The 12,671-nt window shown below is 36.9% G+C and carries 7 protein-coding genes; 5 read left to right on the plus strand and 2 right to left on the minus strand.

Annotated features, from left to right (window positions below):
* Positions 1-107 precede the first annotated feature (107 nt).
* Together ACM46_RS20605 and ACM46_RS20610 are read left to right on the plus strand one after the other, a co-directional pair.
* The gene (locus ACM46_RS20605) at positions 108-1,214 is read left to right on the plus strand and encodes a sensor histidine kinase (RefSeq protein WP_241486066.1); all 1,107 of its coding nucleotides are present in this window, start codon (positions 108-110) and stop codon (positions 1,212-1,214) included.
* Entirely contained in the window at positions 1,214-1,912 is a 699-nt protein-coding gene (locus ACM46_RS20610) for a LytR/AlgR family response regulator transcription factor (RefSeq protein WP_048508549.1), read from the plus strand. The genes ACM46_RS20605 and ACM46_RS20610 overlap by 1 nt, the downstream gene beginning before the upstream one ends.
* A 382-nt stretch (positions 1,913-2,294) precedes the next feature.
* On the opposite strand, the gene ACM46_RS20615 is transcribed toward ACM46_RS20610, so the two are convergent.
* Together ACM46_RS20615 and ACM46_RS20620 are read right to left on the minus strand one after the other, a co-directional pair.
* Positions 2,295-4,685, minus strand: a complete 2,391-nt coding sequence (locus ACM46_RS20615) for a M1 family metallopeptidase (RefSeq protein WP_048508550.1) — start codon at positions 4,683-4,685, stop codon at positions 2,295-2,297.
* A gap of 66 nt (positions 4,686-4,751) precedes the next feature.
* The gene (locus ACM46_RS20620) at positions 4,752-5,330 is read right to left on the minus strand and encodes a HupE/UreJ family protein (protein WP_048508551.1); all 579 of its coding nucleotides are present in this window, start codon (positions 5,328-5,330) and stop codon (positions 4,752-4,754) included.
* A gap of 229 nt (positions 5,331-5,559) precedes the next feature.
* Here ACM46_RS20620 and ACM46_RS20625 point away from each other — a divergent pair, with 229 nt between their 5' ends.
* From ACM46_RS20625 to ACM46_RS20635, 3 genes are all read left to right on the plus strand, one after another.
* A complete protein-coding gene (locus ACM46_RS20625) occupies positions 5,560-8,799 on the plus strand; it encodes a S8/S53 family peptidase (protein WP_048508552.1) in 3,240 nt (1,079 codons plus the stop codon).
* Between the two features lie 86 nt (positions 8,800-8,885).
* On the plus strand, positions 8,886-9,401 hold the full coding sequence (locus ACM46_RS20630) for a DUF6702 family protein (protein WP_048508553.1): 516 nt from the start codon (positions 8,886-8,888) through the stop codon (positions 9,399-9,401).
* Between the two features lie 1,168 nt (positions 9,402-10,569).
* Entirely contained in the window at positions 10,570-11,931 is a 1,362-nt protein-coding gene (locus ACM46_RS20635; RefSeq protein WP_083997485.1) for a tail fiber domain-containing protein, read from the plus strand.
* The last annotated feature ends 740 nt before the right edge of the window (positions 11,932-12,671 follow it).

Genomic DNA, 12,671 nt, shown 5'->3' on the forward strand with positions numbered 1-12,671 from the left:
AACCAGCCGCGGATTTATTTTTCAATCAATGACAGTTTTTATCAGTAAACTGCAGGACAGGCTGAAAAAGATGGTATATTTGAAAGATTGAAATTTGGATTTTTTAGATGTTTTTAGTAATCAATATTGTACTTATACTATTGGTTTTCAGGGTTTTGTTTAGTGCAGGAATCCTGAAAAGGCTCATGGATTATCATTGGGGGCTTTTACTGAAGTTTCAGCATATTTTCTTCTTTTTGGTCTTTGCAGTGATCATTTTTTTCACCGAAAACTACTTTTTGGATGTTCCGGAACTCATCTGGAGTGTTTTATCCGTTCTGATTTTCAATGTAGGAATTTACAGTCTAGTTTATTTTTATCTGGTCCCGGAATTTTATCTTTCCAATAAATATCCTGAATTCATTCTCTATGCCCTGATCAGTTTTCTCGTTTCCAGCCTTTTTAGAATTTTGCTGGAACCTACAGTCTTTAATATGACTTTTAACGAAGCCCTTTCCAATACCAAGTTTTTATATAATGTGTATACTACTCAGGGAATCGTTATTCTCGTAGCTTCTTTTCTGGGAATCACAAAAGATAAATTTCTTATCGAACAGGACTTTAAAGATCTGGGCGAAGAAAAAGAGCAGCTGTATCTCGATTTGCTTAAATCTAAAATGAATCCTCATTTCCTGCTGAATACCCTCAATAATATTTATTCTAAAAGCTTCCAGCCATCGGAAAATACATCGGAGTCTATTTTGCAGCTCAGTAAACTGCTTCAGTATGTGATTTATGATACCGGGAAAGAAAAAATAAGCATGGCTCAGGAGTTTTCATCTATAAAATCCCTTATCGGATTATATCAATTAAAATATAATAATGTACTGAACATCAGTCTTGATATCCACAATGAAGAAACTTTGGAATTAATTGATGTTCCGCCCTCTGTATGTCTTACTTTATTTGAAAATGCCCTGAAGCATTCTGCCGTGGGAATAGAAGCAGACAGTTATATCCATATGAGGTATCAGATACAGGACGGGGAAATTGTATTTGAAATCAGAAATTCAGTAGCAAATAGAAAAAATCTTGTCGGGAATATGAACGACAGCGGATTGGGAAATGAAGCGGTAATGAATATCCTGGAGAAAAATTATGCAGGAAAATTTATTTTTATCTCCCAGCCTGCAGAAGACAATAATTATCAGACTGTTTTAAAAATTAAATTGTAATGGCTAATCTGACGATCGTAAGTGTAGATGATGAATACCCGGCGCTCCAGCTGATTCAGAAATATTGTGAGCAGATAGAAGATGTTGAGTTGCTTAAAGTATTTCAGAATCCGGAAGAAGCACTGGAATATCTCCGGGAAAATAGGGTAGACCTTGTTATCCTCGATATCAATATGCCCTATATCAACGGAATTGAACTCTTACATCAATTACCTTATCAACCTTTGTGCATATTCCTTACTTTGGAAACCCAATATGCCGTAAAAGCTTTCGAGCTGGATGTTGTGCACTATCTTGTAAAACCTGTAGATTTTGAAACATTCCGGAAGGCTATTCATAAGGCAAAAGATTTCCTGCAGTTTAAAAACTCTGCGGAGCTTCAGAAGAAAGAAGACTTTATCATGTTTAAATCCAATTACGTGATGCATAAAGTTCTGCTGGACGATGTACGCTGGATACAGGGATTCGGAGAGTACATCATCCTGGTTACCCCTCTGAAAAAGTACATGATTCTTGAGCGGATGTCTAATTTTGAAGAGAAATATCAGAACTTTGGTTTTATAAGAATTCATAAGTCTTATATTGTTTTATCGTCTCATATCGGTTCTTACGATTCCGCACATGTATACCTTAAAGACGGGGAAAAACTCCCGCTGGGAAGAACCTATAAAAACTCTTTGAAAGCCTATCTGAATTGATTCTTCTTATTTGAAAAGAGCTCTCGCAGATCAGGCGGATTACGCAGATTTTTAATGATTAAATCTATGTTTTGATATTATGGAAATTGGATTGGGGCGGGCTTTAGCTCGCTCTGGCGAATCACAGATTACAGATAGATTTTAAAGGATTTATTTGAAAATTCAATAGGGGTGGGCTTTAGCCCGCTCTGGCGAATCATACAGATTACGCAGTTTTTTTGTATTTAAAAATTCTCTGACAGATCATACAGATCACAAAGAAATCTTTGAAGGCTGTATTTAAAAATTCAATAGAGGTGGGCTTTAGCCCAATCATTACAACGGCTTGTCATGCTCAAATAAAAAAGGTTGTCTCAAATATGAAACAACCTTTTTTTATTTTTTATGATTTCTTTCCTGCGGCCTGCATCGGATTTACCTTTCCGTTGGCGCCTCCTCTTACCGGACCGCCTCCCTGTTTCTGTTTAAACAACTGGAATTTTGAAGGCTGACTGTCTGCACCTGCACTGCTCCACAAATTATTGGAAGTGTCGATATCCGCAGTTTCTCTCATTGGATCCAGTTGGATAGACTTGATCTTTTTATCGAAATAATAAGTCTTTGAAATTTTCTGCTCATTCTGTCTCCATATCTGTGCAGAAGATTTATCATACAGTTTCGATCCGTCTTCAAAAGTGAATTCAAGAATGATTGGCATTACCAATCCTCCTTTATTCACAAAATCGATCTGGTAGCCGGTAAGGTTTTTGAATTTCTCCTTATCCTTAGCATCCAGAGCAGCTCCGGCTTCATTTTTCACAGTATATTCCTTCTCTGAATCTACCTTTTCCAGACCTCTGTCATATCGGTAATAGAAATCCTGAAGATCTTTATCCTTATCTACATAGAATGTGATATTCTTGTCCTCTTTGTTTCTGATTTTCGAAATATCTTCAAAGCTATTCTGAAGCGGTTTTTCCACTTTATATTTAACTTCTCTGGCATCTCTCGGAGGAGTATTGAGATCCGGAGCTGCTACCGTTACTTTATCTATTGCAATATCTACAGGATCTGTTCCGTAGAACCATCCTCTCCAGAACCAGTCCAGATCCTCACCGCTGGCATCTTCCATTGTACGGAAGAAATCGGCAGGTTCAGGATGCTTGAATGCCCATCTTTTGGCGTATGTTTTAAATGCTTTATCGAAAAGTTCTCTGCCCATGATGGTTTCACGGAGAATATTCAATCCGGTTGCAGGTTTGGAATAAGCATTCGGGCCAAACTGAATAATGTTTTCAGAATTACTCATGATCGGCTCCAGCTGATCTTTAGGAAGCTTCATGTAATCTGTGATCGTCCATGCCGGACCTCTTTTCGATGGAAATTTATTATCCCATTTTTCTTCGGTAAGATATTCTGTAAAAGTATTCAGACCTTCATCCATCCAGCTCCATTGTCTTTCATCGGAATTAATGATCATCGGGAAGAAGTTGTGTCCTACTTCATGAATAATAACGCCTATCATTCCGTTCTTGGTTCCCTCGGAATACGTTCCGTCCTTTTCAGTTCTTCCGAAATTGAAACAGATCATAGGATATTCCATTCCGTTCGCTGCCTCTACAGACTGCGCTACAGGATACGGATAAGGAACGGTAAATTCAGAATAGGTTTTGATGGTATGGGCTACAGCTTTTGTAGAAAACTTTCTGTAAAGACCGTAAGCTTCTTTTGGATAGAAACTCATTGCCATTACCTTATTATTGTTTTCAGGAATCGTAACGCCCATTCCGTCCCAGATGAATTTTCTGGATGAGGTCCAGGCAAAATCTCTTACATCATTAGCGGAAAATACCCATGTTTTCCTCTGTTTCGAATGATTTTTTTCAGCCTTTTTCGCTTCATCCAGCGTTACAATTTCAACAGGCTCGGAAGCAGTTTCAGCCTTTCGGTATCTGGCCATCTGATCAGAGGTTAAAACCTGCTCATAATTCTTACATTCCCCGGTTCCGCCTACCATGTGATCTGCAGGAACATTCATGGAAACTTTAAAATTTCCGAATACCAGAGCAAATTCGCCACGTCCTGTGAACTGGTGGTTCTGCCATCCGTGGAAATCACTGTATACACACATTCTTGGATACCATTGGGTCATGGTGTACAGATCATTTCCGTCTTCAGCAAAATTTTCATAGCCGCCGCGGCCACCCATTTTTATTCTGTTCGGGATATTATAATTCCAGTCTACTTTGAAAACCAGTTTTTCTCCTTTCTTTAAAACCTTAGGCAGATCTATACGCATCATGGTTTTGTTCACCGTATACTTCATCGGATTGCCGGAAGCATCGGTTACCTTTTCCAGATTAACGCCATAGCCGTTGTCTTTTTCCGGGAGCTCAGTTGCCTTCAGCTGCTGGTCGGTAGAATAAGCGGGAAGTGTCGAAGGGAAATCAAAACCAGCATTTTTTACATTAGACTGCTCATTTTCGTCCAGCTGAAGCCAGATATAATCCAGATCATCAGGAGAATTATTGTAATAGGTAATCGTTTCCGAACCTTTCAGATTTCTCTTGTCTTCATCAAGATAAGCCGTGATATCATAATCAGCTCTGTTTTGCCAGTATCCGTGTCCGGGAGCTCCGGAAGCTGTTCTGTAAATATTGGGTGTCGGGAGAATGGTCCCAAGCTGTTCGAATCTGTTCCCGTGGTTACTGCCGGGGTTATTCTGAATATTTTGTGCGGTGAAGCCTGTATATGCCAATACAGAAAATGAAAATAGGACTGCTTTTAATTTCATTACCGAATGATTTAATAATTATCAAAGATAATAATAAGTAGTTTAAAAATTGAAAATGTTTCAAGGTTAAAAAGGAATTCTCTCCAAAGTCATTTTTAAAGACAAAGCAAACACCCCTGAAGAGACAAAAAGAATCCAGTCTTTTTTATTGACTTTAAAAAGATTCAGCGCTATAAATAATACGATCAGAATGGCGGCAACAATAACAATCTGTCCCAGTTCCAGCCCGATATTAAACCCTAATAAAGGAACGGCAATGCTCTGGCTTTTGGCGATCATCACTCTTGCGGTGTTCGCAAACCCCATTCCGTGAATAAGTCCGAAGACCAGAGCCAGATAATAATTGGCCCGCATTAGCGTCTGTTTTTTATTTTTCATCAGAATATTATCCAGTGAAGTCAGTACGATTGTCAACGGAATTAAAAATTCTACCCATGCAGAAGAAACTCTGAAAATATCCAGAATACTTAATGCAAGCGTAATGGAATGTCCGATGGTAAATGCGGTAACAAGAATAAGAACCTTTTTCCAGTCGCTGTAAGAGTAAACGGCAATAAGAGCCAGAACGAAAAGCTGATGATCCAGGGCATCCAGAGAAATAATGTGCTCCCAGCCAAGATTGAGATAGAATATGAAATCCTGCATATGAATTGTATTAAATTTTCTTTAATGGTTAATAATTTTTTATTTATTGATTCTTATTGTGAATTTTATTTATTTTCTAAATACATTATTTAAGATATTTTTATTTTTAAATGCTATAAAGTGAATTATTTTTTATTTTACAATTGGTTTTATGAATATTATTGATGCTTTGCGGGGATTGTTTATAAAATAAATATTGTATACTTGTAATGTTAAAAAAACTTAAAATATGGATTTTAAAAAACTACTTCTTACAAAAGTAAACATTCCAAACGGAGGATCGAAGTTTCTGAGGAATGCTACTGCTGCTTTTTTGGGATTGTACTCCTATGCTTTTTACGGACAGGTACAGAAATTAGACTCCCGTTTTGATATTTTACTTAAAAATAAAGAGAATGTATTAAAAGGAAATACGATAAAGGATCTGGAATATGATGGCATGAAGCTGGACAAGCATTTGGTTGTTACCTCCAAAGGTGCCCAAACCATGTATTCATGTATTATTTATACTAAGAATCCGGAAAAGCTTAAATCCGACGGCTTCCTTGTACAAAGTCAGTTACCGAATTTTGCTACCGCATTGGTAAGTCTTGATGATATTGAAAAGCTGATGCAGCTCCCTTACGTAACTTCTGTAATGGCTCCTGCTTTTGATGAACTTCATAATGATGTGAGCAGAGCCCAGTCCGGAGCCAGTCTTCTGCAGGATGGTGTTTTCAACAATACAGCCTATAATGGCGCCGGAATTTTAGTAGGTGTTTATGATACCGGAATAGACTGGAAGCACCCTGATTTTAGAAATGCTTTGGATCAGACGAAAAGCAGAATTGTTTCCATCTGGGATCAGACAATTACCGCACAGGGTACTGAAGCTCCTCCTGCAGGATTTGCAACCGGGGTGGAATATACCAGAGCCCAGATTGAAGATGAGTTGGATGGTACTCCGGCAGGTTTTGTCCGTGAGAATGATACCAACGGTCATGGAACCCACGTAGCAGGTACTGCAGCAGGAAACGGGGCTGCATTTGCAGATAAAAGGCATAAAGGTTTTTCTTCTGATGCAGATATTGTTTTTGTAAAAGGGGGAAACGGTTCTTTTCCTACGACCAATACCATTAATGCACTTACCTATTTCCAGAACGTAGCTACCGCACTGAACAAACCGATTGTTGTGAACATGAGTATCGGTGGGCAGGGAAGTGCGCACGATGGTACTGCTTCTCATGAAGTAGCTGTTAATAACTTTACAACATCGGGACCGGGAAGAGTAGTGGTGATCTCTGCCGGAAATGATTATGGGGCGAATCTTCACAGGCAGGTGGCTATTGAACCCAATGCTGCACAGATCTATTCATTCAATGTCAACAGCAATACTTCTGCTTCTTCCGTATTTTCGTTTCTGATGTATGCTAATGATAATACAGCAGTTACTGCCAGATTAACAACTCCTGACGGACAGCAATATACACAGAACATAAGCACAAACACAGCTCATAGTATCTTGGGTGGAGGTTTTACGGCAACCATGTACAATTATTGGAGTACAGATAACAATAAGCGTTATGTGCAGCTGGTGATCAATAGAAATACGGGATCTGTAGCCGATTGCCAGGGCTTATATACTTTAGAAATTACCAACAACGGAGCGCAGGCCATTACGACTCATGGCTGGCTATATAGCAAAGGAACAGGGATTACCGCAACTTTGCAAAACGGAGATAACGAATATGTGGTGGGAACTCCGGGTAATGCTTCCAACGCGATTACTGTTGCTTCTTACATGGGAAGGGCAAGCTGGTACACTGCTTCAGGGGGGTACTATACCCTTACTCCTCAGGAATCAATATCTTCATTCAGCGCACAGGGACCGAGAGTTGATGGTTTTCAGAAGCCGGATATTGCAGGCTCAGGACAGAATGTGATTTCTTCAAGATCAAGCAATTCAGCTCCGTCGGCAACAGATATTATCAACGGAACTAATTTTTACGTTAAAAATCAAGGGACAAGCATGTCTTCACCCGGTGTAGCAGGCGCTGTAGGTTTATTGCTACAGGCCAATCCGGCATTAACGGCAGCGGAGGTAAAGAGCCGTCTTACGACCAATGCAAGAAAAGACGGCGCAACCGGAAATACTCCCAATGCAAGATGGGGACACGGGAAACTGGATATTTATAAAGCAGTTACCACAGAATTGGGCTGCGTAGCATCTAATTTTGAAACGGTTACCTATGATGAACCTTATATTGTTGCGAATACGGAAAATAATAATTTCTTTGATAATACAGCTTTGGCGGTTCGGTATACACCCACGTTAACAGGTAAATTAGGAGGCTTTTCATTTTTAACGGGAACATCCACTATTCCAAGTGATATGGCTGTTGATATTCAGATCAGAAAAGTAAATGCCAATGGTGATCCGGGGGATATTATTGCCACTAAAACCGTTTCTTCCTGGGTAAATGATATTCAGAGATTTACTTGGAATTATGTAGATCTTTCCGGACTCAATGTGCAGATGGTGACAGGAAAGGATTTTTACATTGTCATTAACGGACTGAGTGGAAGGATTTCTATGAAAAATGAATCGATTTCCGCAAGCGGACGAAGCAAAACTTCAGCCAACGGAACTACCTGGAATGTCAGAACCTTCGATCTTAAAATGAGAGCAACCATTTATGAAAATGTAGCAGAAGTGAAAAACCTGGCCACATCCAATCAAACCAAAACATCAACGGTATCCGGAGGAAATAACTATTTTACCAACGCCTGCCAGCTGATTGCAAGAGTAGAGAAAGAAGCTGCCAGTACAGTGACAGGTGATGTTACGTCAAAAGTATGGGTTGATAATGCCCAGCCCAATTATGTAGCAAGAAGATACGAAATCAATCCTGCCGCGAATGCTGCCGCAGCAACCGGAAAGGTGACTTTATATTTCAAGCAGGCAGATTTTGATGCTTATAATCTTACAAATACTGTAAAACTACCTACCTCCAGTACAGATAATGCCAATAAAGCGAATCTTGTGATTGAAAAATATGCTGGAAGCAGTGCCGCAAATACCGGGACTACGGCTTCTTTTGGAAGTACAGCCACAGTAATAAACCCGGATGTAGCTGATTTTGTTTGGAACGAAACATATCAGTATTGGGAAGTAAGTTTTCAGACGACAGGTTTCGGAGGGTACTTTGCAAAAACAAATGCTACTGTTCTAGGAACGGCAGATGTTAAGCTTATTTCAGAAGTAGCTGTTACGCCAAATCCGGCAAAAGACTACGTCAATATTATTCTTGGAAAATATGCTAAGGCTTCAGTGGCCATTTATGATGCTTCCGGGAAACTGATCAAAACAGCAGATGTTACTACCTCTGCCAATAAAATTGATGTTTCAGCGTTTGTAAAAGGAGTGTACGTATTTACAATTACCTTGAATGATACAACCAAAATAACGAAAAAAGTGGTTAAAGATTAAGCCGGTCTTTTCTTAATTCACTTCTTTATCATAAGCAGCGGTTATATAACTGCTGCTTTTTTTATATTTGTTTTAAAATAAAATCAATGCAGGCTAGGTTTCTATTTACTTTTCTTTTTGCGGTCGTATTTGTATTTCAGAGTTTTACAAAAACGGAAGAAGTGCATCCCTATCATGTGGGCTCTGTAGAAATCAATTATAATGCAAAGTCAAAATCATTTGAAGTCACCGGAAGATTCTTTCTGGATGACTTGGAAAACGGTTTGGGGAAAAAGTACGGAAGTTCATTCCACTTTAACGATGAAAAGTATAAAGCTAAAATCAATGAAGCTTTGGAGAAGTATTGCGCCGAATATTTAAAATTAAAAGCGGATGGTAAATTTTTAAAGATCAATTATGTTGGGTATGAAGAAGACAGTGAGTCGGTGAATGTCTTTCTGGAATCGGAAACCGTGGGCAGTCCCAAAAAACTGGAAGCTGCGGTAAGCTTTCTGTATAATCTCTTTGATGATCAGATCAATATTGTTCATATGATTGTAAACGGAGACCGGAAAAGTGAGAAATTGACTTACCCCAATCGCTATCTTTATCGACAGTTTTAGTCATCATTTTTCTGCTATTTTGTTTCTTTTTTTATATCGAATATTAAATCACTAATTATTGATTAATAATTTTAAATTGTATCTCTTTTAAAATTGGATTTAATAGTTAATTAATAACAAAAATAAATTTTTAATAGAAATAAATTATATATAATTAATATTTCATTAATTAACGCTTATAATATTTGTTTTTTGTTTGAAAAAAATTATATTTGTGTAGGTTTATCGGGATTTAATTATTTTTTTATTAAATCATTTTTTAATGAAAATTTTTAATCAAGGCTGCAATCTGGTTGAAATTTGAATTCTTTTGAATTTAATAAGGCGGAACAATTGATTTTGAAATAGTCTGTAATAAGATTTTGGAAAAATAATGGTCAAATTTCTGATTAGGTAGGTATTGCAACAAATGTAACGATATCTTTATCGGATGAAATAGGATATGAAATCTAGATAGCCTGAAATGAGATACTGATTCTAATAAACACAAATTGTTAAAAGCACTTACGTTCCCTGTAGGTGCTTTTTTATGATAGTTACGCCTTTCCTTTTTCCAGTTGTAAAGAATACGATAAAGTCAATGCCTGGATATAATTTCAAGACTTTATCCAGTTAATAAATATTCTTTCTTCTAAGCTTGGAATAGGTAATACTCTCTTTTATATGCAGAAAATGTAGCTAAAAGAACTCCCGGGCGTCCATTTTTCAAAAAATAAAATAAACTTTTACAGTTGAATAAGGCAAATTAAAATTTTTGTTAATAATCTTATATCTTATAATAAAGATGTATTATTTATTTGTGACATTTTTTTATAAGAAGATTTTATTTTAAAATTCTGTTTAATGAAATATTGATATTGATTTGTTTTTTTTTAATCGAATAATAATTGATTGCTTAAATAAATATAATTGTATTTGTGGAAATTTGATTAAAACTTTTTTAATTTAAAAAAGTAAATTATAATAATTTTTAAATATTATTGATTGTATATTGTATCATGCTATTTTATAATTTATATTTAGTTAATTGTTATTATTTGTAGTGTTATTTTATTTTTAATAGCTTTTTGTTATTGAGTTTATATATTTGTTCAGGGTGTTCTGGAAAATGATCAACACACAGTACAGGATGCTTCAATAGTTTAAAATACTACAAATACAATGAATTATGAAAAGAAGACATTACCCTTTGTTAGTCCTGATGATTTCAGGATCTTTTGCTTTTGGGCAAGTAGGGATTAACACGGATAAACCTCAATCAACACTGGATGTAGCTGGAAATGGAGCTTCTGCAGTAGCAAAAGACGGTATTATTGCTCCAAGAGTAACGCTCCAGCAGCTTACAGCCAAAACAGCAGGTACCTATTCAGGCAGTCAGACAGGTGCCATTGTTTATGTTACAGAAGTCACGGCGGGAACTGGCCCCAGTTCAGCACAAACAGTTGAAATAGCCTCTACAGGATACTATTTCTTTGATGGAACTTTGTGGAAAAAAATTGGAGGCAGCAGTGCTTCTGATAATATTTACAATACAAATGGGACGCTTACCGGAAACAGAGTGGTAACTCAAGGGGCTAATACGTTGGCTTTCAACGGAAATGCTGTCAATGCATTCTCCGTGGATGGTAGCACATTTTCCGTAGATGCTGCCAATAATATGATAGGAATAGGAACAACTGCTCCTCATGCTCTTCTGCATTTAGATAACAGTGTTGCTAACCGAAAGATTGTGCTTTTTGAACAGGCTAATAATGACCATCAATATTTAGGCTTCGGAGTTAATGGTGGTTTATTGCGCTACCAGGTTGATAGCCCTGGTACGGATCATGGTTTTTTTGCAGCTAATGGAACAGGAGCATCCAGTGAGCTGATGAGAATCAAAGGAACTGGAAATGTGGGAATAGGGACAAGTACACCTCATGCTCTGCTGCAGTTAGATAACAGTGTTGCTAACCGAAAGATTGTACTTTATGAACAAGCTAATAATGACCATCAATATTTTGGTTTCGGAATTAATGGCGGTTTATTGCGTTACCAGGTTGATGGCCCTGGTACGGATCATGTTTTTTTTGCAGCTAATGGAGCAGGAGCATCCAATGAGCTGGTGAGAATCAAAGGAAATGGAAATGTGGGAATAGGTACTGCTTCTCCTTCACAAAGGCTACACGTTATAGGGAATATTTTAGCTTCCGGAACCATTACTCCTTCAGATATCAGAATTAAAAAAGATATTGTGGATAACAGCTATGGGCTGAAAGAAATCTTAGCACTTCGTACCATCAATTACCGTTACAAGGATGAAGCACTCAGCAAAGACAAAAAAGTAGGTTTTGTAGCGCAGGAAATTAAAGCGGCTATGCCGGAACTGGTAACCACTGCCAACGATGAAATGAAAACTTTGGGAGTAAACTATGCAGAAATGACAGTAGTACTTACCAAAGCCGTTCAGCAGCAGCAGGATATGATTAAAAAGCAGCAGGTAGAAATAGATGCTTTAAAAGCTGAGCTTAAAGAAATACACAAAAAGTAATCCGTCTTTTCAAACTGTTGGATGAAAATGTTCCCTTTTTATCCTAAACAGGGAAGGCAGATTTTATAAACGAAAATACGAAACACTTACAGCAATGTGAGTGTTTTTTTGATGTTGTAAATCAATAAAAAGATTAGAGGCCCATGAATCATAAAAATTTTCTGCTTATCTGCTTTCTTTGATACAGAAAATGGAACTAACTGATATCAATTGTATGAAAAAAAATAAACGTATACGATCGAATGAAGTAAGTTAAAAATTTTATTAATAAATAGGATATTTTATAATAATGATAGGCTGTTTATTAAGGAATATTTTTTTAATGATTTAAATAAGAAAGCTATGTTGATTTAAATAATAAAATATATTGTTGTTATACGGGTGAATGATTGATTTATTTCCTATTTAAAGTGGCATTTGTTGAATTTGTACAATTCGCTTTTGAATAAAAAATGCAGGGATCCTATTTTTTTTAATACCAATACGAGTATATTTTTTTTACACAATATTGAAATAATATTAATTGATCCGGAAATTTTCTTTGAAAAATATCACTGAATTATCATTCCCATATGGGTGATATTTTGTTTAGGGGAGTTAACAGGTTGGAAATTATTAAAGTATTGTTTATTAGTGGTTTATGGAAAATAAGCTTAACACTTTTTTTTCAAAAAACAGACATGCAGCTAACAATCAGTTAACATTAATATTTTACATTCTCTACTTTGGAAAACTAATTT

The organism is Chryseobacterium angstadtii, assembly GCF_001045465.1.
GTDB lineage: Bacteria > Bacteroidota > Bacteroidia > Flavobacteriales > Weeksellaceae > Chryseobacterium > Chryseobacterium angstadtii.

What these genes read in the sequence shown, in the direction of transcription:
- ACM46_RS20630 (WP_048508553.1), top strand. Translation starts at nt 8,886, where the DNA reads ATGCAGGCTAGGTTTCTATTTACTTTTCTTTTTGCGGTCGTATTTGTA.
- ACM46_RS20635 (WP_083997485.1), top strand. Translation starts at nt 10,570, where the DNA reads ATGAAAAGAAGACATTACCCTTTGTTAGTCCTGATGATTTCAGGATCT.
- ACM46_RS20615 (WP_048508550.1), bottom strand. Translation starts at nt 4,685, where the DNA reads ATGAAATTAAAAGCAGTCCTATTTTCATTTTCTGTATTGGCATATACA.
- ACM46_RS20620 (WP_048508551.1), bottom strand. Translation starts at nt 5,330, where the DNA reads ATGCAGGATTTCATATTCTATCTCAATCTTGGCTGGGAGCACATTATT.
- ACM46_RS20605 (WP_241486066.1), top strand. Translation starts at nt 108, where the DNA reads ATGTTTTTAGTAATCAATATTGTACTTATACTATTGGTTTTCAGGGTT.
- ACM46_RS20625 (WP_048508552.1), top strand. Translation starts at nt 5,560, where the DNA reads ATGGATTTTAAAAAACTACTTCTTACAAAAGTAAACATTCCAAACGGA.
- ACM46_RS20610 (WP_048508549.1), top strand. Translation starts at nt 1,214, where the DNA reads ATGGCTAATCTGACGATCGTAAGTGTAGATGATGAATACCCGGCGCTC.